General features: G+C 41.4%; 11 protein-coding genes. 1 reads left to right on the plus strand and 10 read right to left on the minus strand.

The annotated features are described in order from the left end of the window. Window positions 1-59 precede the first annotated feature (59 nt). The 10 genes from DWW23_RS20840 to DWW23_RS20885 all read right to left on the minus strand — a co-directional run bounded on the left by DWW23_RS20840 (window position 60) and on the right by DWW23_RS20885 (window position 21,168). Window positions 60-605, minus strand: a complete 546-nt coding sequence (locus tag DWW23_RS20840; RefSeq protein ID WP_122355794.1) for an RNA polymerase sigma factor — start codon at window positions 603-605, stop codon at window positions 60-62. 194 nt (window positions 606-799) lie between these two features. Further along, entirely contained in the window at window positions 800-2,224 is a 1,425-nt protein-coding gene (locus tag DWW23_RS20845) for an arylsulfatase (RefSeq protein WP_122355796.1), read from the minus strand. Between the two features lie 14 nt (window positions 2,225-2,238). Further along, window positions 2,239-4,146: a RagB/SusD family nutrient uptake outer membrane protein gene (locus tag DWW23_RS20850; protein ID WP_122355798.1), complete on the minus strand. Its 1,908-nt coding sequence runs from the start codon at window positions 4,144-4,146 to the stop codon at window positions 2,239-2,241. A 21-nt stretch (window positions 4,147-4,167) separates the two neighbouring features. Next, window positions 4,168-7,662 (minus strand): TonB-dependent receptor, encoded by a 3,495-nt coding sequence (locus DWW23_RS20855; RefSeq protein WP_233564413.1) that lies wholly within the window; start codon window positions 7,660-7,662, stop codon window positions 4,168-4,170. A 216-nt stretch (window positions 7,663-7,878) separates the two neighbouring features. Next, complete coding sequence (locus DWW23_RS20860; protein WP_122355802.1) at window positions 7,879-8,817, minus strand: FecR family protein; 939 nt, start codon at window positions 8,815-8,817, stop codon at window positions 7,879-7,881. Between the two features lie 168 nt (window positions 8,818-8,985). Next, window positions 8,986-9,315, minus strand: a complete 330-nt coding sequence (locus DWW23_RS20865; protein WP_122355804.1) for a hypothetical protein — start codon at window positions 9,313-9,315, stop codon at window positions 8,986-8,988. Window positions 9,316-9,617: 302 nt separating this feature from the next. Next, complete coding sequence (locus tag DWW23_RS20870) at window positions 9,618-11,951, minus strand: glycoside hydrolase family 9 protein (RefSeq protein WP_158583217.1); 2,334 nt, start codon at window positions 11,949-11,951, stop codon at window positions 9,618-9,620. 69 nt (window positions 11,952-12,020) lie between these two features. After that, the gene (locus DWW23_RS20875) at window positions 12,021-13,628 is read right to left on the minus strand and encodes a RagB/SusD family nutrient uptake outer membrane protein (protein WP_122355808.1); all 1,608 of its coding nucleotides are present in this window, start codon (window positions 13,626-13,628) and stop codon (window positions 12,021-12,023) included. A 22-nt stretch (window positions 13,629-13,650) separates the two neighbouring features. Continuing rightward, the gene (locus DWW23_RS20880) at window positions 13,651-16,926 is read right to left on the minus strand and encodes a TonB-dependent receptor (protein ID WP_122355810.1); all 3,276 of its coding nucleotides are present in this window, start codon (window positions 16,924-16,926) and stop codon (window positions 13,651-13,653) included. 183 nt (window positions 16,927-17,109) lie between these two features. Further along, window positions 17,110-21,168, minus strand: a complete 4,059-nt coding sequence (locus DWW23_RS20885) for a hybrid sensor histidine kinase/response regulator transcription factor (protein WP_122355811.1) — start codon at window positions 21,166-21,168, stop codon at window positions 17,110-17,112. 222 nt (window positions 21,169-21,390) lie between these two features. Between DWW23_RS20885 and DWW23_RS20890 the strand changes: the two genes are divergently transcribed. Next, on the plus strand, window positions 21,391-22,335 hold the full coding sequence (locus DWW23_RS20890; protein WP_122355813.1) for a hypothetical protein: 945 nt from the start codon (window positions 21,391-21,393) through the stop codon (window positions 22,333-22,335). Window positions 22,336-22,511 lie beyond the last annotated feature (176 nt).

The raw sequence follows: 22,511 nt of genomic DNA on the forward strand, positions 1-22,511 counted from the left end.
TCTCTCTATTATAAGTACGGTGAAATCGAGAAAAGGTACTTGTAAGAAACCGAAAAAAGTCATTTTTTATTCAGGAAAAATATTTTACGTAATTGTACGAGTGACTGAGAAAGTCTGTTTTTGCTTGATTGATAGTTAATATTCAATATGTCGGCGATCTCTTTGTGAGATATGCCTTTGATATAAAAAAGATATAATATTTCTTTTTGTTTGGCAGAAAGTTCCTGATAGGCCGACGACAGATTACTTATATCTTCTTTGAGGGCCGTTTCTTCTTCGGTCGTAGCGTGGTCTACTTCCGGTATTTCGTCGATAAAGATGAAATCATTGTGCTTCTCTTCTTTTTCAAGGCTGTCAAGCAAATTGTTGCGGAAGGCTTTAAGCAGATAACCTTTTACAGATGGGGTATCCGATAAGTTACGTGATTTAGACATCAGTTTTATAAATAAATTCTGAATACAATCCTGTACCATATCCTGATTGGAAGAGAGTCTGCATCCGTAATTCAAAAGTAATGGATAGTATCGTCTGTATATCTGTTCAAGGGCTTCTTTGTCCCCTTTCAGATAAAGTGACCATAGTATTTCATCAGACTGATTTTCCATTAATGAGTATTTGAATTGTTTAAAACTATGTGGATAAATTTAAGAAATCTCCTCGTATCCCGTCTGCAAATGTATGATATTTTTGTGGATAGAATATAATTATTCGATTGTTTTCAAAGAAAGCGGCTGCTCGAAAGTATCGGAAAAGATATCTTCGGGCAACCGCTTTTATATTCTTTAAAATTAGCTATCGTTTAAAATTCAGTAGATAATAAAGGCCAGTTTACATCTTTGGTATGGACCTGTTCCATTAATGTTTTCAGTTCGACAAACTTTTCGGGATTACGGTCGATCATGTTATGTACTTCGGACGGATCGGCAGCAATGTTGTACAATTCGTATTTCGGTTCTTTCTGGATATTCAGTAAGATCAGTTTCCAGTTTCCTTTGATAATAGCCTGTCGACCGTTCATCTCATGGAATTCAAAGTAGAAATAATCATGTTGTTTCTGATTTTTTTCTCCTTTTAATGTTGGAAGGATACTGATACCATCACACTCAGGTGCTTTTTTAGTGTTGATGACTTCGGCGAAAGTCGGCATCATATCCCAAAAGGCACAAGGATGATGAGAGATGGTTCCCTCTTCGATCTGTCCGGGCCATGCTGCGATCATCGGGACACGAATTCCCCCTTCATACAAGTCTCTTTTGATACCCCGGTAGATCCCGTTGCTGTTAAAGAATTCGGGATCGGCTCCTCCTTCGCGGTGCGGACCGTTATCGCTGGTAAAAATGATCAGGGTGTTATCATAGAGTCCTTCTTCTTTCAGTTTGGCGACAATCTGTCCGACATAGACATCATAACGATACACCATAGCCGCAAATGTCGCATGCGGATAGACCTGTGAACAATATCCTCCTTTGCGGAACATAGGACCGGAGTCTGTTCCGTGGTGAGGTTGTTCCGGATACATTCCCCTGAACTTTTGAATGATACTGTCTTCCGGCACCAACAATTCGGCATGAGGCAATACATAGGGAATGAACAGGAAGAATGGTTCTTCTTTATTGTCGTCGATGAATTTTAGGGCATGTTTATGGATCTCATCCTGTGAATAAGTGCCGTAGGCTCCGTTGGCATTTTCCGGATAGTCGACTCGCTTGTCGTTGTCCCACATGTGGTCGGGATAATAATTGTGCGCCAGAAGCTGGCTGTTATATCCGAAGAAAGTATCTACGAACTGCTTGTTCGGATCGCCGGTACTGCCGACTTCTCCCAAACCCCATTTGCCGAATGCACCGGTTTTGTATCCCGCTTCTTTGAATATCTTGAAGATCGTATTTATGCCGGTGGGCAGGGCCACTTCATAATCCGGATTCACGCTTGAGTTACCACGTATGCAGGCATTTCCGGTATGTCTGCCGGTCACCAGGCTGCAACGGGAGGGGGCACTGACCGTCGTCCCCGAATAGCACTGGGTAAAACGCATACCCCGTTGTGCCAGTTCATCTATATTAGGGGTCTGGAATTTTTCCTGTCCGTAACAACTCAGGTCACCGTAGCCAAGATCGTCTGCGAGGATAAAAACGACATTTGTTTTCTCCTTAGCTACCAGGGAGACAGTGCTGCTGCCTGCAGTGAGCAGGCAGAGACTGTAAAGTGAAATATTTCTTTTCATGGAATTTAAACTATTTATTCAGCATTGGAACGTGGATAACCTTCGTTCTGATCTAGATTCTGATTCAGCAGCAGTTCATTGCTAGGCAACGGGAACAGGTAATGACGGTCTACCCATCCAACTGGTTTACTGAAGAATACGATGCGTCCTTCATCACCGTTGCGGTCCAGTTTCAGTTTGAAGTTGGACGGATTGGCCTTATCTCCCATATGGCGTGTGTCTTCCAGGTCTGATTTTTTCAGGTAAACACCGAATTGTTGTGTATTCATGTATTCAGCCTTTTTCCAGCGGCGCAGGTCATCGAAACGGTATCCTTCGAACATCAGTTCCACACGGCGTTCACGGCGGATCTCCCATAAAACCGGATCGACGCTCTGGTCTCTTTTCGGGTCGAATGAAGCATTGATTTCGCTGACTTTCATATCTGCGACATGTGCTCGTTTGCGTAATACATTGATCGTAGCATCGGCAACGCTTTGGTTGAACTGTCCCAGTTCCCAGGCTGCTTCTGCGTGATTTACCATCACTTCACCCATACGGAACAGCGGGAAGTCGGTGGAGTTTACGCTACCTGCCGAGTTGACCGGAGTAACCGTGTTATAATATTTCCATACATAGTAACCGCCGTAAGAGGTCATAAAACCTTGTCCCATATTATATGAGTTTTCGCGGAAATGAGGAACCTCACGTAATATCTGTCCGGCCCATTGTAAAGCAGGAAGTGTCTTTGTCGAACCGGCTGTATTCGAGATCTGAGCCATCAGGTCGATATATTCTTTATCTCTCGGATCGTCCGTGAAAGTGACTTTCGACATATCCATATTGGTTGCTGACGGGCTGTTCACCTTGTAAGGCGGACATACATTATAATATAACCGGTAGTCCCTGTTTCTGAATTCGGTATATACATCGGCGTCTCCCGTTTCTTTATTTCCTTCGAACAGGTCGCTGGTATAGATCGGTTTGCCGTCCTGGCAAAGATAAGCTGCGATACCATCCGAGCTGATCTCCGAATAATGGGAAGATGTTCTTACGTAACGGGTCATATTGTGACCTTTTCCGTCAGACAGGAAGTTTTTGTAAAGCAAGATCCCTGTCGTGCCTTGTAATTCTTCGGAGTTGAACAGTTCATCGTAATGATTGTGTACAGTAGGATGCGCGTTAATCAGTTCCTTTGAAGCATCGAAACTTGCCTGGAGATATTTCAGACCATCAGAGATGCTGTGATATTTCTGCCAGGTTCCTTCAAACAGTCCGTAACGGGAGATCAGTGCACAGACAACATCACGGTTGATCGTATTTTCTCCGTCACCGTCCGGATTAATGTTCTCTTTGGCATATTCCAGCATTTCCAGAACTTTGGCTGCCAGTTCCGTACGAGGAGTTCTTTTGGCATACAAAATTTCCGTATCGGTATCTTTCAAGGCATTTTCTACCCAGATAGCACTTCCATAATGAGCGATCAAACGGTAATATTCATTCGCTTTAAAGAAATACCCGAGACTGCGCCAATGCGCTTTTTCCGATTCTGTCATTTGTGAATTGTCCAGGTTGTCCAGCATGATATTGATGGCACGGATACGTTCGTACGGTTTACTCCATTCGTCGGCCGTACTGGGAACGGTTGTTTTTTCAGGCCATGTCCAGGGATTTTCACTGCCCGGGTTCCCATAAAAACCATTGTCGGAATAACTATCGAAAATATATTTTTCGTTAGGTCCTCCTTTGATCGCTGTCGGTCCGGCATAAGCTGTCAGATAGGTATAGAATTTCCAGGAGTATGTTTTAAAATTGTCATAACTCACAAATACGGTCTCTTCTGTCTGCTTATCGAGCGGAAGTCTTTCCAGGTAGTCGTTGTTCAGACATGACTGAAACAGGGTGGTACCTATTGCCAGGAAACTTATTAATAACTTTTTCATATATAGTGAATCTCCTTTACTTTAGAATGTTACATTAATACCAAAAGAAAATTGTCTCATCAACGGATATGACCATCCTGCAGCTTTCGAGTCGCCTTCGATATTAGCGTTCACCTTGTTGCTACCCGGTGCCATGCTGTATGAGTCAGGATAATAACCTTCCGGCAGATGATGCCATGTGAAAAGGTTTTCACCACTGAAGAATACTCTCAGTTTCTGAATGTACAGTTTGTTGCACAGATCGGCCGGTAAATTATAACCGACAGTCAGGTTCTTTAAGCGTACATACGAACCGTCTTTCAGGTATTTGGTCTGGCGTTTGTTGTTGTAACTGTTGTTACCGCCTTCTCCGTATACTCTCGGATAGTAAGCATTCTGGTTGTCTTCCTGCCAGTAATCGGTCTGGTAGTCGAATACGGAGGAAACGAACTGTCCGTTAGGAGCCCATAGATCACTGATCCATAAATCGCGTTTGCCGACACCGGTGAAGAATAAAGACAGGTCGAAATCTTTATACGAGATACCGGCATTGATACCATACTGGAAGCGTGGAGTGCTATTCCCGATTTTGCGCAGGTCGCCCGGGTTGTTTTCCGAATTGTCTCCGTTACTGATCTTTCCATCGCCGTCGAAGTCTTTGTATAAGATATCTCCGGGCTTTACGTTATCTCTGTTTTGACCCAGGAATACAGGAATATCATCTTTCAGCTTTCCATCAACGAAGTCGTTTTCCGTGTAGAAGCGATCTGTTGTATAACCCCAGATTTCACCAAATTCCATACCTTCGCGATAATACATTTTTTCGATATTGTTATCTGAAGCATCTGTATAAGTCAACAAGTTATCGTCATTACTGTATTTAGTGATTCTTGAACGTGAGTCATACAGGTTCAGGCCGATATTGTAGCGGATATCCTTACCTATCTTGTCGCTCCATGTAATAGCCAATTCCCAACCTTTGCTGCGCATATCAGCCGCATTCACTTTCGGTGCTGTTGCACCCAGTACGGCCGGTAACGGTTTGGCTGCTGTAAGCATATCCTTTGTATCGCGTTGGTACCAGTCGAAAACAATGCCGAGGCGGTTGAACAGGTTCAGGTCGACACCAATGTCCAGAGTATTGACTGTTTCCCAGGTAAATGATGAACTTACCAGTCCCGGAACACCTAATGTAGTTACATATTTATCTGTACCCGGCAGAATCCAATTATAGTCGTTTTTCGCATCGATCGTCGGCAGATAAGCATAATAATCCACATTCTGGTTACCGATACTACCCCAGGAAGCTCTCACTTTCAGGTTGTTCATCCAGTCTTTTGTATCTTCCATAAATGATTCTTCTGAAATACGCCATCCGGCAGAGAAAGAAGGGAAGAAACCGAAGCGGTCGTTTTTCGGGAAACGAGACGAGCCGTCATAACGTCCGTTGGCTTCTACCAGATATTTACCTTTGTAAGAATAAGTCAGACGATAGAACAAACTTCTAAGAGCATATTCTTTGAATGAGTCTTCGGAAGTGATCGTTCCGGTAGATTGTGAGATAGATGGCAACCCCTGGTTGATCGGGTCTTCACGGGTTGCTTTCAGTGATTCGTAATACCAGTTTTCCTGATTATAACCACCCATGACAGAGAAAGAATGATCGTCGATATCTTTGGAATAGGTCGCAAAAATGTTGATTGCATTCGTCGTTTCAAAGAACTGTTTCATCTGATACTTTGAGTTCGTATAAGTATCTTTCTTTTCTCCTGTTACGGGTGCAATATATTTATAAATTTCATTGAACTGTTTTTCCGAACCCCAGTTACGGTTGAAGCTGTATTCTCCGATGATGTCCAGACCTGTAAACGGTTTGATCATGACACGGCCCAGGATACGGGTGTTGTTTGCCCGGTTGATTTTAGGTGAAGCCAGTCGCAACAGGTTGGACGGCGTACCGTAAGGCAGTAATTCGTTATCATCTTCGGTGGCATAGTCATAACCCAGCGGGCACATACTCGGCATACTGCTGGCAAATGACCAAACCGCATTTTCCCCATGTTCGGAAGTTCCGGATTGCGCCGTCGATGTTTTTGAATCCGTATAACGGAAGTCAGCCTGTAAAGTCAGCCATTTGTTGGCATCCATACTAACGAATGCAGATGCATTATAACGTTTGTAAGAGTCCTTGTCAGTCACCAGGATACCGTCTTCGTCCATCATACCGAAAGATACGCGGTAAGTCGCTTTGCTGCTACCGCCTGTTACGGAAACATTATGCTGTTGTTGGAAACCGAAGTTATCCATCATATCATCGATCACATCGGTCGGAGCCAGGTTGTAACGTACACCGTCCGACCATACGTAACCATCCTTGTGTTGTCCGTTGCGATATTCGTCCAGGTATCCTAGCCATTGTTCCGTATCCTGTCCGCCATAATAACGTTTCAGACCCATATTGGCATACGTTTGAACCGTTGTATAAGGGTCGACCTTATTCGGCAGGGCAGCCGGAGTGGAGAAAGAGAAGTTATTGTTATAGCTTACACGCATTGGTGTATCTTTTTTTCCCTGTTTGGTTGTGATCAGGATTACACCGAAAGCAGCACGCGCACCGTAGATTGCTGAAGCGGCGGCATCTTTCAATGTCGTAACGCTTTCAATATCATTCGGGTCCAGCAAATCGATATCCATCGGTACGTTGTCGACCAATACCAGCGGGGCACCATTCGTATCGTCATTGATACTGGTAGCACCACGAACGTTCATATTGATGGTTGTACCCGGTTTACCATTGTTGCGGCTGACTTGCAGACCGGGGATCGCTCCTTCCAAAGCCTGTGCCGTATTACCGACCGGGCGGTTACCTACGACATCTTCCATTTTAACGGTTGTGATCGCACCGGTCAGGTTTACCTTTTTCTGGGCACCGTAACCAACCACTACCACTTCGTCGAGTGCCTGGCTGTCTTCTTCCAGCAGGATGTTGAGGGTAGATTCGTTGCCAACCTTTACCTCTTTGGTGTTATAACCGATATAAGAAACTTGCAACGTTGCTCCGGGTTGTACGGTCAGGGAGAATTTACCGTCTATGTCTGTAATGGTACCGTTCGTGGTTCCTTTTTCGACGATGTTGGCACCGATCACTTCCAGTCCGCTTTTATCTTTGATAATACCGGTGATCGTTTTCCCGTCCTGCTGGGATTGAGAATTGATGCTTTTCCCAGGAATGTTATTTTTCATGGAGAGCACAATGTGTTTGCCTTCCATTTCATAGGTTATATTCGTCCCGTTGAAAAGATCGGACAACACTTTGTCCACAGTTTTGTCTTTTGCTTTCACGGAAGTCACACGGTTCACATTTACATTATTCTTGTTGTAAATGAACAGGTAATCGGTTTGCGACTCGATTGTATTTAAGATTTTGCTGACTGCCACGTTATTCTCGTTCAGAGTAACTTTGGCGTTCTGAGAACTTACATTTCCCGCAATGGAAGTGAATGTGCAAGTTAACAGAAGGAATGTTGATAATTTCATAATCCGTCCCAAATGGTTTGATTTGCGCTTTTTAGGCACAAAAAAGGTTTGACAAAGAAAATTTATCATAACTTTGTGTGGATTTAAATGTTAATAATGAGATAATTAAAAAGTCGTCTCTTGTTAGCTCCGGCCGGAAGATGTGGGGACATTTTCCGGCTTTCTTTTTTGATTATGGGTCTCTGTTCATAAGATGTAGATTAGAAGGTGAATGAATTATATAATTGTAATTGAATTTAATTCGTCGTTTCTGAGGTATTTGAATTTTACGTCTTTTTGAAGAACTCTCAAGGCGTATTCAATGCCGTCGGTTTGCCTGAACTTCCCGGTGCATTTGTATTTCAATACATTCGGGTTGTTAATAACAATGTCTATGCCATAATACACGGCGAACTTTCTCATCAGGTTTTCAAAAGGTTCGTCATCCAGGCAGATCAGTCCTTCCCGCCAACGTAAATGTTCCGGATTATTAATTGTGTCTTTTTGTAGGATACCATCTATTTCTGTCACCTTTTCGTTCGGCGTGAGCGATATCCATTCAGTCTGGTCACCGGTGGATACATCGATCGCTCCTTCCAGCAGGGAGGTTTCAAATGCACTTAATTTGTTTTGATAAGCAGATACGTTGAATGTCGTACCCAATACTTTGATGTCGTATTTTCTGGTCTTGACAATAAAAGGAGCTTTCTCGTTTTTCGTAACTTCGAAATAACCTTCTCCGTCCAATTCTACTTCTCGTATGTTTTTTCCGAAAGAGGTAGGGTAAGTGAAGGTCGATTTAGAGTTCAGCCACACTTTTGTGCCGTCTCCCAGGACGAGTTGTACTCGTTGCCCGGCCGGAACCATGACAGCCTGCAGGCTTTGCGGTTCTTCTTTGTTGGCGGTGAAAATAATCCAGGACAGGGAGATCAGTAAAGCTATGGAGGCAGCAATACTACCTATTTTCCAGAGAATAAATGATTTATTCTGAGCTGAGAAGGTTGAAGCCTTCTCAGCAGATGTTGTATAGTGAATTAAGAGTGCGTTCCAGATTTTGCGCTCTTCCAGATATTGCCGGTAATTACCGGCCGAAGCTTCCGCCCAATCCATAACCTGTTTTTCTTCCTGTGGGGAAGTGTCGCCTCTGAAATATTTATGTAGTAATTCTTTTTCCATTCTTTCGTATTGATTTAGGTTCCCGTTCGGGCCCTTTCGTTATAATAACACACCACTTCCGGTTTACCCTAACGAAGAATGGAATATTTTTTTCAAATAAATAGAATCCTACACCTCTGATGCCTATAAAAACAGGATGAATGAGATCAGGCTTGTTTTGAAAATCAATTAGTCTTTGAAGTAACTGTGTTCTTTGACTACTACACCTTTATCATCGAAATAAACTTTCTTTTCTTTGCCTTCACGTGTTTCCAGTACCACTTTATATTTTACATACGTGCTGTTATTGGATACGTAAACCGATTTGATCCGGCAATCCTGATAAGCATTATTTACTCCCTCCTGCAGAATTTGGGGAATGGCCGTAATGTCTATCTCGTAGAACTTATCTTGCTTTTCAACTTCTGTTTTATCATTACCCGGTGTGTTTTGTGCCTGGATCTGTGACGTAAAAGCGGCGCACATGGCAATCACTGCCATTAAAACAATCTTTTTCATACTTTTTCTTTTTACTTAAAAACCTAAAACTAATACCTTAATTTGCCTTTTGCTCCTATTGCCCAATATCCGTGCCAAAAATACAGAATGAACTATCTTTTATGCTAAATGGTTGTAAATTGTAGATTTATATATTGAATAATACCCTTATTAAATAACGTAGTTTCGGAAAGTGTGGAATTTTTCCATATCAGTGTGGCTTTTTCCATGACTAGAAGTACCCCCTAGTTGGATATAGTAAAAGGGGGTACTTCGGTTTTTAGAGTTAAAAATATAACTCACTGTAAAATGCATAATTTGAGTCATTTAATATCATTGGTCAAATACCCGTAAACAGCGACAGCCGGTGCTATTGTCTGATGAATTGTAAATTCGGCAGAAGGTGGACTATATCTTTGCTGGAACCATAATTCATGTATAGGCCATGCTCGGAAATGAGGGTAGCAGGTTGTCAGATTGTAATCATTGTCCCACCATCCCCAGGAATTATCTTCCCCATTTAAACCGGGCATCCAATCGCCCGGATGACAAATGCCGTACGGGATAAGTCCTGGTATAATACCTTTTTTATGCTCTTTATTATACCAGGAGTCCATGTGAAAAGCTTGTTCTACAGAGTATTCGTTTAGCCCGGTAATCCAGACGATATCTAGTGGGTTTCCTCCTAACATATAATCGCAGGCACTGTATACTGCTTTAATAAATTTGTTTTCTTTTGAAACCTCATAAGCTAATATGGCTGGCATAACCAGCGGTGTGGAAGAATGCCCCAAAAAGACCATCCGATCTTTTTCTGTTCCTAGATTGAAACTTCGTCCACTCTCTATAGCTTGTGTAACTTCAACTTCACCATACTGGACTGTTTGTTCTTTCATTGTTTGATATAAGGAAGTGTCTATTTGCTGATACTTTTTGGGTAGAGTAGCAAAAGCCCATATTCCCCACGGATAGTTTTCGCTGCTGCCGGCCGAAAGATGGAAAGGTTCAACTGTTTCTTTAAATATCTGCAAAAACTCTTTTTCTCCGGTTTGTTTAAAAAGCCAGGCAGCTGCATCTGCTCTGTTTTTTTTGATTTTTATAAAATCGCCTTCTCTGAGATTTTTTTCGGCCCATTTAAAGGCCTGTATTGCTTCATTTGTCCAAAACTGGATTGAATCGGCAACCTGAATCTGGCTACCTAATAAATGGTGTTGTTCGGCTAAATTGAAGGCATAAGCATATTGGGCAGATAATCTGGCATAAATATATGACATATTAGGTTCTTCTCCATATACAATCCAATATGGACGGATGTCTTCATACGAAGGATACCCTTTCCCTGCTTCGTTGTTCGGATAGTTATCACCTTCTATACGTCCTCCGGCATTTCCTCCGGTAGGACCTTTTGTGCGTTGGTAATGATGGATGAGCCAACCTGCTTCATCCAAAATATCGGGAATACCGTTTCCGCTTTCCGGAATATTTAGTTCGCTATCTTTGAAATGGGCTGGTTTTAGTTCGAATGTCGTCAGAAGGAAGGCCGGTACTACGGAGTGACTGGTATACGCATCCCAATCTCCAGCATCTTGATACCATCCCCACATGTTGCTGGCATCCACTGTCGTGTCGATTTGGGCTTCGAGAAGTTCGAGCGGTGCATTTTCTATACTTGTGTCCATATATCTAAAATGTGAATATTTTAGACTGAACCCTGGGGTTATCTGAGGATTGTGAGGTGCTGGTCTTGTCCATTCGGTGTAGGGAGATTCCAGCGCAATACCACTTCTTTGATGATATAATGCTCTTGTTACCAGGTTGAAAGGAATCCTGTATATATCATTTTGTATATGAAAAGGTACGGAACAGCCGATTTTGTTGATAACAACTTTATACATGCCTGTATCGCAGAATGATGAGAAATCACATTCCCAAACGTCTGTTCCAACATAATTCCCGTTAGGACTTTCGGAAAGGAGGCCATCTCTGCCTCCGTAGAAAAAGTCTTTTTGTTTTTTCATAGAACCGCTGAATACTTGTTTACCGTCGGATAAGCGGTATAAAGAAAAATTACATCCGGCAAAAGTATCGAAGGATACCGGTCCCATGTCACCGGCCCACATGGAGATATACCCTTTCTTTATAGGCGCGTCAGGCCTGAATCCTACTGTATTAATATGGATCGCTGCAGATAAGGTTTTGGCAGGATCGTATTGGAATGTATGTGGAACATCGTCTTCAGTGAGGTCTTTTATACGTAATGTATAATATGTACCAGCCTTTAGGGAATCTGCCAATTCGAGGTAAATCCAATGTTCCTGTACATATTGGCTCATATGTTTTCCTATAGGAGCATTTATTCCTTGTTTCATAGATATGCCGTGCGCTTTACTTTTTCTTCCTATACGCAGTGGGTTCATTGTTTTTCTCCCTGTTTCGGTAAGTTCATAAGTGTTTACTTGTGAGGCTTTTTCGATATCCAAAGGCAGATTAAATATCTCATCATTTTCTCCTGTCTGATGGTAACCGTGATATTTTATGTTTCCATCAATAAAATGAAGTACCAGCAGTTTCTGATGTATGGTCCGGATATCCTGTAATGTAGAACTATATGCGAAAATGTTCTGTATTAAAAATAATATGTAAAGTATATATTTCATTTTTTTAGTGATGGAAGGAACCCTGGACAACATTCTGTTATCCGGGTTCCTTGCTCTTTTTCTTAATTATTAATAATCAGGATTGTTGCCTTCTGCCGACATTAACGGGTTTGTATCTATTTCGCTTTGAGGTATCGGAAATAGCAGATGTTTTGGGACCTTGAACTCGAAATTCTTTTCGCTGAAGTTGTAACCGAAATCGGAAGCCTTCCAAGTCGACAAATTGATAAATCCAGCTGCATGCCAGCTACGAAGGTCACTCCAACGGATGCCATCTTCACCGGCAAGTTCACGAAAGCGTTCGTCCATAATATCGTTCATATTGACAGTTTTCAGATCAGCAGGAATAGCAGAGACAGTTCCGTCTTCGGTGGATCTCCGTGCTCGTTCTCGTATATCATTTACTTCTTTCAGGGCAGCTGCCGTATTACCGGTATTCAGGTAAGCTTCGGCTGCTAGTAATTTTACATCTGCATAACGAATCAAACGATAGTTATTGGTAGAATTCAAACCCCAGTTAGGCTCGAAATAACAGCGTCCGGGGCGTACGTATTTCTGAAACTGATAACCATCGAAAAATTCCCAACCATAGTCTTGCGGAATATTTATATCCCCATAGATGTTCGTGAAGTTTGTCTTCGATGCTGTTTGTTCCAAACGCGGATCACCTTCTTCAAAAGCCTTTATTAGTTTTTTAGTCGGTCCGTAGGTACCTGACTGGTAGTTGGCCCAATGGCTGGTGAAGTAGTGGTAGTAAGCGCCCATCTGACCTACGCCGCCACCGAAGTTATTATCGAGCCACGCATTATCTTGTGCAATATTATGGCCTGCCTGGAATTCAAATAAGGATTCGGCATTGTTTTCAAAATGATAGTCGAAATTGTCGGAAAAGGAGACCAATTGACGAGTTGTTATTTTATTGAAAGCTGTCAACGCCTTGTTATAGTCCTCAGTATTTTTATTATTATACCGTGCCCTTAACGTGTAGCATTTGACTAGAAGACCATAAGCGCTTTCATTGAACACGCGTCCAGCTTCTGTGTCATAATCCCAGTAGCTGGCAGGAGGAAGCAGGGTTGCTGCCAGTTCAAGGTCGGAAATTGCTTTATCCAACATCTCAAAACCTTGGGTAGGGGGGAGGAAAGCGTCTTTTGCGGAATAGATACGTTTATCTTGTATCGGTGCTTTCCGGAAGTTATCCCATAACTTATAGAAACACCAAGAGCGAATGAAAAGAGCTTCCCCTTTATTGGCATCGAGTAGACCCTGTCTTGTTACCAGTTCCTGTATTTCGGGTGTTTCCAGTTTCTCAAGGATGAAATTGGTACGGTAAATAATCTGATATAGACGTTGCCAAACAGAACGTACAAATCCATCGTTCGCTTCTAGGCCAGAAAAGGCTTCCATGTTAGCAAAACCTGCATCTTTATTTGTTAAATCATCTCCGGGGAGCATCCAAAACGGATGGGCACCGGAACCGTCCAAAAGAGCGGAATAGATGTTCGCAAATCCGGCATAGCAAGCGCCTACACCTTGTTGGACACGCCATTCGGAGTCAAAGAATTCGTTCTCCAATTCGGCTGTCGGTTTGATGTCCAATTCTGAAGAACACGAAGTGAGGTGTAGTGAACCTACAATGGCTATGCAAAAGAGTGCATTTTTTATAATTGTATTCATATCAAATCTTTATTAATCAGGTTTAAAATTTAGCGGATATTCCCATAAAGAATACTTTAGGCATCGGATAAGAATCGTTTTCAGGATCCAGACCGGTATATTTTGTTATGGTAAACAAATTGGAAGCACCGACATATACCCGTACATTGCGAATGTGATTTCGCACAGCATCATATACGTTTTTAGGTAAGGTATAACCTAGTTGGACATTTTGCAATCTCAGGTAGGCGCCACTCTCAAAGAAGAAGTCGGAATAGCGCAAGTTGGCTGTCGGATCACCTAAGACTAAGCGTGGGTATGTAGTCGAATGGTTTTCAGATGTCCAGGCATTATCCACGATATGCGTCATGTTATCTCCTGTTGTAGGATAGAATGTGCTGGCTTTGATTGAGTTATATTTTACAACATCTCCTACGCCCGAAAATTGGGCAGAGAAGTCGAAATTGTTATAATCCAATGCCAGATTGAAGCCGTAGAAGAAACCGGGTATCGACTTGCCGACATAGACCATATCGTAGCTGTTAATCTTGCCGTCGGCACCTTCCGAATAGAACTCACCTTCTTTCTTGGGTGCTCCTCTCATATCTTTAAAATAGAAATCGCCGGCACCTACCTTTGATTTTTGATAAGAGACATCTTCTGTTTTTTCCATCCAGGCCTGGGCTTCTTCGTCGGATTGGAAAATACCGGCTACTTTGTATGCTTTGTGGTACCAGATGGGATAGCCTTCTTCGATCGTGCCTCCACCGGTAGGTATGTGGTTGTAGGTTTCGAGTACACGATTGCGTACAGTGGAGAGGTTGGCACCGACCGTATAGTTTAGTTTACCCACATGATTATTATAGTTAGCGGTGAATTCAAATCCCCGGTTTCCTACTTTCGCTATATTTGCTACAGGTGATTCTACTAAACCTACACTGAGTGGAAGATCCATTGTCTGTAGGATACCTTTTGTTGTTTTCTGGTAATATTCGGCAGAAAAGGTCAACCCTTCGAACAATTGAGAGTCGAAGCCGATATTGAATGTTTCAGTCTTTTCCCATGTCAAATCACGGTTTGGCATTCCGAATATCGTTGCTCCTTCATTGTAGTTTCCAGATGCCGGATGACTGCCGGCTCCATTACCCCATGCAAAAGACGGTTTCTTTGAAATAGCTGACAGGTAGGCCATATCGCGTACCTCCTGGTTCCCAAGTTGTCCCCAGCCGACACGAAGTTTTAGATCGTCCAACCAATCAACGCTTTCCATGAAATGTTCATTTTTCATACGCCATGCAGCTGAGAAAGAAGGGAATGTTCCCCATCTGTTTTCTGGAGCAAAGCGGGCACTGCCATCGCGGCGTACTGTTGCGTCCAGATAATATTTGTATGCATAGTTGTAACCTATTCGGAATAGATACCCCTGCAAAGCCCAGCGCATAGCACCGGTTTCCACCTGTGTGTATTTACGTTCTGCATTAACAAAACGCAGGTAGTCTTTTTTGGTTGTCATATAATCGGTTTCAAACATCTTGAAATCGGAATCATACTTTTGATTCGAGAAGTTGAAAAGGAAGTCTACTGAATGTTTACCGAATGTGTTGGCATAATTAACGGAGAATTCCTGGCTAAGGTTATAGTTCTTCACGTTACGATGGTTGAAAAAACCCACGGATTTCCCTCCTCCTACAGCACTTGGATCCTGTGCATCGGAACTAAAGGCATTTGCATCGTAATCTCGAAATTCATATCGTTTGGTAGTGTACATATCCAAACTTATTAATCCTTTGATCGTAAGTCCTTTAAATGGGCTTATTTCCACATATGCGTTCCCCAGATTTCTCAGTGATTCGTAACTTGTGTCGTTGGAAGCTCCGGTACCTAACAGATTGTTTCGTGTTCCTGTTCCATAAAGTTTGCTTTGCGAGAAACTTCCGTCTGCCTGTTTACCTCCTACTACATAAGCATAACCATTATAACCGGGGATGCCGTCTGTCTGATAGATAGGTTGCCAGGGAGCCGGACGCGACATATCGAAATAATTCAGTCCGTTCCATATTTCTTTACCTTCTGCACTAACAATACGATAGTTGATGCCGAACTTAACCCAATCATTAATTTTAGTATTTACTTTGATTGCCCCTGAGTAGCGCGACAGGTTATTATTCTTCAGAGCTCCTTCCTGGTCTGAATAACCGAGTGAAATATAATAATCGGTGTTGTCTGTTCCTCCCGAAATTGTTACTGAATAGTCCTGTGTAGGAGCATTTTTGTGGCGTACTTCATCCTGCCAGTTATATGTGGGCGAATTGCCGAGATATTTGGAACTGGTAGGATCGAAAAGACCTTCATTCAGCGGGTCAACTGAAATTTCTGGATTTGAGGCATACATGCGGTTCACGAATTTAGTGTAGTCAGGGGTAGAAAGCCAGTCTAGTGTCTGTGTAATATTTTGGATGCCGAACCTGCCAGAGAAGTCAACGGTAGGTTTATCTTTACGGCCTTTTTTAGTTGTAATTAATATAACACCGTTTGCAGCACGTACGCCGTAGATAGCTGCGGCAGAAGCATCTTTCAATACGGAGATGGATTCGATGTCATTCGGGTCTATCATTGTCATAATATTCAGAGGTCCGCGCAGATCTTTTACACGCGCATCTTCTCCTTCTACTCCAGCGCCCATTTCTGTGATGGGGATACCGTCTACTACATATAATGGATCAGAGACGCCCCATGAGTTTGTTCCACGGATACGAATAGTCGGGCGACTCATCGGACTACCAGCATTACCGGAAACCTGTACACCTGTCATGGTACCCTGCATTGCATTCTCGGCTGTCATGGAGATTGTTTTTGCTATACTTTCCGATCCTACGTTTGAAATAGCTGTAGTCACATCTCTTTTGGATCGTGTGCCGTAGCCGATTACAACGACTTCATCTAACGTTTTTGAGTCTTCGGAAAGAGTAATCAAAAATTCTGTTTTCCCCTTTACCGGAAATTCTTGTGTCAGGAAACCGATGTAGGAGACTACAAGTGTTGCATTGTCAGGAACCTCTAGTGCAAAATTACCATTGATATCGGTGACAATACCTGTCGTTGTGCCTTTAACCACTACCGAGGCTCCGGTTACAGGTTCGCCGATGTTGTCTTTTACAAGTCCTGTGATTTTTTTGTTTTGTTGTGTTGCATGTGTAATGAAAGTTTCCGCAGGAACAGGTATTGCCATTGTATCAATGGTAGATGTGCAGAACATCATCGCTACAGCCAGTCTTCCTATTTTTTTAGGAAGTAAAATGAACCTTTGCTCTTTTCTCATAATTTTGATGAAATTAGATTTAACAATTTGTTATGAAGCAAAAGTAGTGGGATAGTTTATGATGGTGATATAAAAATAAGCATCATTCTGTAAGTTTTAATAGGAGAGACTTTAGCTTTTAGCACATTTCTTTTATATTTTATTCCATTCGGTCTATTTTCTTCTTATAAGAGGGGTATTGCCTTATTCCTTTTCGGAGCTAATGAATTCTTTAGGTGTCACTCCATAGTAATCCCTGAATGCCTGACTGAAGTAGGATGGGGATGAAAAACCTACGGTAAATGCGATTTCAGATATCGTCAATGATTTTGATTTGAGAAGGCGCGTAGACTTTTGCAAACGTATCTGCCGTATATAGGATGCAGGAGATTCGCCTGTCAAATCTTTCATTTTCCTGTTCAGGTGGGTTCGACTCAGACCTAGTTCCTTACATAGAATATCAACACTTAGTTCCGGATTATCCAGATATTTATCGATTACTTCATTCAATTTGTTCAGTAATTTATCATCTAGAGATGGTAGAGGGACCTCTGTTTGATGAATAGTGGGAAGTTGAGTATATTTCTTCCGTAGATTTTCTCGGTTGGCAATTAACCTTTCGATCGTGGCTTGCAGGTAATGGATGTCGAATGGTTTTGTAATGTAAGCATCTGCACCATGTTCTAGTCCTTCTATCTGTTGTTCCATGGATGTGCGTGCTGTTACCATAATAAAAGGAATATCCCGTGTTTGTTCGTTGTTTCGTATTTTTTCACAGAATTCTATTCCATTCATTTCTGGCATTAGTATATCGCTTATGATAAGTGTCGGTTTTTTTTCTAAAGCAAGAAGTAGGGCTTCCTTTCCGTTGACAGCTTCCATAATATGGTAATCGTTTCCAAGTTCCGTGAGCAGAAGATTACGGATATCAGCGTTATCCTCTGCTATGAGAATAGATATATGAGTGTTCGAAACTGTTTTTGCAGGATTTTTCTGTTCTTGTATGACAGTATTGATGGATAAACCCAACTCTGGTTTTGTGCGGATAGTATCAACTGATACATTGATTTCGTCTTCACGAAAGTCTTTTCTTTGATAGGGGACAGTTATTTGGAAACGACTGCCTTTACCCGGTTCGCTTTTCAAGAGTATGGCTCCGTGATGCAATTCTACAAGTTTACGAGTCAGATGCAAGCCGATGCCACTACTGTTCACAGATGTATGTTTCCCGTTAATTATGTAGAAGCGTTCAAATATCAGTGCTTGTTGATCGGGAGAAATTCCCTTGCCGGTGTCTTCGATTGTTATAATCAGCATATCGGCTGTTACTTTGACTGATACGCTGACTGTACCTTTTTCCGTGTATTTGAAAGCATTGGAGATCAGATTAAATAAAATTTTAGTGATGATATCCGGGTCTATGTATCCGGTAATTACCTCAGGAACTGCCTGGAAAGTATACGCCAGATTTTTCTCTTCAGCCAGATTGTTGAATGAATTTTTCAATTCCTGCAGAAAAGAGATTATTTCAGTCTTTTCCGTATGTAATCTTTTTTTTCCGAACTCTAACGCACGCAAATCCATGATTTGGTTCACCAGTTGCAGGAGTCGAATACCATTTTTATACATGGTATTATATGTTTGTGTAAGTACTACATCTTTGTTTTGGCTGATTAATTTGCTTAAGGGAGATAAAATAAGTGTGAGAGGAGTTCTGATTTCATGCGATATATCCGTGAAAAACTGAAGCTTATCCTGTATCAACTGTTCCTGGCGCTTGGTATGCAACCTCTCTTTTGTATAGCGGTAAGCCATATACCCCAGAATCAGTAAAATCATAAAGTAAGTCCCTTTTGCCCACCAGGTTGCCCAAATGGGAGGCAATACCTGAATCTCCAATTGCTTTACCAATCCTTTTTCTTTATTATTGCGCCAGGCACGGACCATAAGCGTGTAAGTGCCGGGGCTCAGGTTGGTGTATGTCACGGTTTTATTTTGTACCGGTAGCCAGGTCTTGTCGAATCCTTGCATGGTTACTTCGTAGTGTATCTTTTCAGGGAAGGCATATTCCAGGGCCGAAAATTCGATGGAAAAGCTGTTTTGATTGTAGCTGAAAAGCAGTTTTCTCGTATGGTTAAGTGTTTTCTTCAGAACAGAACCTGGCTGGTTTTCAACTTTGATTTGTTGATTGAAAATATAAAGATTAGAGAATATCAGATTTAAAGGTTCCGTTTGTTCCTGTTTTACGTCTGTCGCAGTGAAGCAAGTGAAGCCTTTTATGGAGCCTGCAATAAATTCATTGTCTGAGGTTTTTATGAAGGCATTTCGGTTAAATTCATTTGTTAGCAAACCATCGGCTGTTGTATAATTAGTGAATTTGTTTTTTTCAGGATCATACATGGATAATCCATAATTTGTGCTAATCCATAAATTCCCGTTATTATCTTCGTCGATACCGTTGATGATGCTGTTGGGGAGTCCTTCTTTTATATTGAATATACGTATTTTTTTATGACTACTATCGATACAGGCTAATCCATCCTGAGTACCAACCCACATATTGCCCTTTTTATCCTGTTTTAAAGTAAGAACGATGTTATTGGGCAATTTCCCATTTTCAACGGTGTAATAAACATATTTATTTTGTCGTTTGTCAAATGTGCACAATCCCCTGTAAGTTGCAATCCAATATAAGCTGTCCTGGCCAATATACATCAAATTACACCAGTTGTCTATCAATTGATTGGAGCCTGTTTCTAAATCATTGTGAGTGATGTATCTGAAAGTCTTACTTTCTTTATTATATATATTAATTCCTCCACCGTTAGTTATGATCCATAAATCCCCTTTTTCATCCTCTTTAAAATCTGCCACATGCGTGCTGAGTAACCCGTATGGAGGTTTTCCTACTTTCAGGCTAAGATCGAACAGGTCTTTTTTCCTGTTATACCGGATGGCCCCGTTCAGATAGGTACCCAGCCAGATGTTTTGTTCTTTATCTTCATAAAGACTCAATACAATATTACCGGGAATAGGGTCTTCACTTCCTATTTTATAGTGTTTCCGAACTTTTTTATATTTATCCAACCGATAGACACCTCCGGCGTCCAATCCCAGCCATATGTCGGATTGGGAATCTTCCAGGATAGGTTGTACGGCTCCGTTACCTATTGTTTCTTCAGGAGCGAACGGGTTGAAAGAGTAGTTGGTGAAAAGAGATTTTTCTTTTGGTATCATGAACAGGCCTTTCTGGAAACATCCTATCCAGATATTACCTTGATGATCTTCATAAAGGGTTTGAATTTTAGTCTCGTTAAAATTAATATAGGGAGCATTAATGGATACGTCCAGCATACTTTGGGTGGTAGTCGAGTAGATTTCAAAACCGTTTCCCATCGTTCCTATCCAAATATTGTTGGATTGGTCGCGCAGCAATGAACCGATTTCATCTTTGTTACTGGAGCCGGGGCGGTTGAAAATGCTGAATGATTGATTAGCAAAGGAATAGATATTTACGCCGCCTGTTAATGTTCCTATCCATACATTTCCGGAATTATCCTCGCAGATAGAGGATATGGCATTAGAGGAAATACCATTTTCATTTTCCGTATAGTTGCGAAAAGTACGGAATGTTTTGTTATTGGGATTGTAAATACTTATCCCGTCTCGCCCGGAGCCCAGCCATATATTACCGAACCGATCTTCATATATAACATTGATATGGTCGCTGCATATCCCGGAATTGACTGTGTTGAAATAGGTATATTCTTCTTTATCGGCATCTATACAAATCACGCCATTTCCAGAAACGGAAATCCATACATATCCTTGATGGTCTACCATAAGATAGAATAATTGAGTAAACTCCTTCGTTTTATCCTGCGATAGGATTTTATATCTGGAAAATCGATCTGTGACTTTATCATACAGGCATAGTCCACTCATCGTCGTAACCCAAAAACGGTGCTTGCTATCTTCACAAATACTCTTTATATAATTGTTGGGAAGTGATGTTGAGTCATCCGGGATATTTCGGTAAATAACAAAGTGGCTTCCGTCAAACCTGTTGAGTCCATCTTCCGTTGCAACCCAAATATACCCTTCACTGTCTTGTAAGATCGAGTTTATACGGCTACTGGACAAGCCGTTGTCAACATCGTAGAATTTGTATTGTTGTGCATATCCGGAGATGAAAATAAACCATACAAATATAGTTTGTATAAACAGGAATCTATGCCGTAATGCGATGCTGTTTGGGATCATGATTAGAATTAAGACTATCGGAAAGCAAATTTACATGATAATTTTAAATTTCAGTGCAAATGTAGGGGAAAAGCACCGTGATGGATTGTTTTCTAAACTAAATGGGTTGATTTTATGATTGGATAAGAGAATTAGGGGACCATAAATGACCGATTTTGAGATTTTGCCGGATATATAATAAGTAGTTTTGTCAATATAAGAAAAACTAAATCCAGATTATCGATGTATAAAATATTGTTGGCTCACATAATTATTTTGTCCTGTTTTTTCGGGTGTAAAGAAAAGTATAAGGAAAAGAATTTTGCATTCGATAAACTTTCTGACTCTGTGAGGGTCGTGGCAAGTCAGACTTCTGTGCTGATTACACCGGATGCCTTAAATGTGTTACCGATAGACTTTGTTACAATACGGACGGAAGCTAAGACATATTGTGATGTTCCGGTTTATGAGATAGATAAAACGTTGGGTGAGAACCCTGATGCATTTTATGTGATTTACCCTTTTGAAGTAAAAGAGAATATTGATTTTTCGACGTTGAAATGTGCTTTGAATATTGATATGGCTTGCGAAGTAAGGATTAACCAGAAGCGAGTGTTTCCGATACCTTCCGGTTGTTTTATCAATGAAAATTACCTTTTGTATGAAATTGGAAAACATACTTTTTGTGGGCGGAATGAAGTTTCAGTTTCTTTTCAGTCAAAAAATCAGGTAAGAGATCAGCTGGCCTTTATATTGGGTGTATTTAGTGTCCAACCGGCAACTAAAGGGTTTAGAATTTTACAACCAGCTTTGCTTCATACCGGAAATTGGTCGGAGCAAGGCATGCCTTTTTATCATGATGCTGTAACTTATTCAAAAATTTATATTTTTGGGGAGGATCGACCTATGGGAATCCTTTGTTTACCGGAATGGGATGGTTCGTCGGCTATGGTATTTGTTAATAAAGAGCTGGCAGGGACAGTGGGGAATGAAGAAAGAAAATTAGACATTAGTCGTTTCCTTATTTCCGGAGAAAATAAGATTGATGTTAAAATTGGGGGGATGCGGGATAATACGATTGGCCCTTTTTATCTGCAGGATACGTTATCGCAAATACCACCATCAGGCTATTGTTATAAATTTCTCCCATCTGGACTTTATGATGATTTTTCAATTGTGGAACGGTGATAATAGAAGAAATTGAACATAATCACAGAGTTAAAAATAGGATAAATGTCGGATTTAGTGATTGACAAAATGATATTACTATCCCATGTAAATGGGATTAATATAGCGACTAAATGAAATTAGTATGACGACTAATATTTTTTAACGTATTAGAAAGTTAGCAAAAAACGATTTGT

It is taken from the genome of Parabacteroides sp. AF14-59 (assembly GCF_003479515.1).
In the GTDB taxonomy this organism is placed as follows: Bacteria; Bacteroidota; Bacteroidia; order Bacteroidales; family Tannerellaceae; genus Parabacteroides; species Parabacteroides faecis.